The 1,134-nt window shown below is 51.5% G+C and carries 1 rRNA gene; it reads left to right on the forward strand.

The features are described from left to right. Positions 1 to 72: 72 nt before the first annotated feature. Positions 73 to 1,134: ribosomal RNA gene (locus ACYVAN_RS23205) — 23S ribosomal RNA — on the forward strand; the annotation flags it as partial.

Below are 1,134 nucleotides of genomic sequence, written 5' to 3' on the forward strand. Positions count from 1 at the left end.
CGACACACAGTTAATGTGTGTTCGAGTCTCTCAAATTTTCGCAATCAGAAGTGAAACATCTTCGGGTTGTGAGGTTAAGCGACTAAGCGTACACGGTGGATGCCCTGGCAGTCAGAGGCGATGAAGGACGTGCTAATCTGCGAAAAGCGTCGGTAAGGTGATATGAACCGTTATAACCGGCGATGTCCGAATGGGGAAACCCAGTGCAATTCGTTGCACTATCGTTAACTGAATACATAGGTTAACGAGGCGAACCGGGGGAACTGAAACATCTAAGTACCCCGAGGAAAAGAAATCAACCGAGATTCCCCCAGTAGCGGCGAGCGAACGGGGAGCAGCCCAGAGTCTGAATCAGCTTGTGTGTTAGTGGAACGGTCTGGAAAGTCCGACGGTACAGGGTGATAGTCCCGTACACCAAAATGCACAGGTTGTGAACTCGAAGAGTAGGGCGGGACACGTGGTATCCTGTCTGAATATGGGGGGACCATCCTCCAAGGCTAAATACTCCTGACTGACCGATAGTGAACCAGTACCGTGAGGGAAAGGCGAAAAGAACCCCGGCGAGGGGAGTGAAAAAGAACCTGAAACCGTGTACGTACAAGCAGTGGGAGCACCTTCGGGTGTGACTGCGTACCTTTTGTATAATGGGTCAGCGACTTATATTCTGTAGCAAGGTTAACCGTATAGGGGAGCCGCAGGGAAACCGAGTCTTAACTGGGCGTTAAGTTGCAGGGTATAGACCCGAAACCCGGTGATCTAGCCATGGGCAGGTTGAAGGTTGGGTAACACTAACTGGAGGACCGAACCGACTAATGTTGAAAAATTAGCGGATGACTTGTGGCTGGGGGTGAAAGGCCAATCAAACTTCGTGATAGCTGGTTCTCCCCGAAATCTATTTAGGTAGCGCCTCGTGAACTCATCTTCGGGGGTAGAGCACTGTTTCGGCTAGGGGGTCATCCCGACTTACCAACCCGATGCAAACTACGAATACCGAAGAATGTTATCACGGGAGACACACGGCGGGTGCTAACGTCCGTCGTGAAGAGGGAAACAACCCAGACCGCCAGCTAAGGTCCCAAAGTCATGGTTAAGTGGGAAACGATGTGGGAAGGCACAGACAGCCAGGATGTTGGC

The organism is Parasphingorhabdus pacifica (assembly GCF_054779195.1).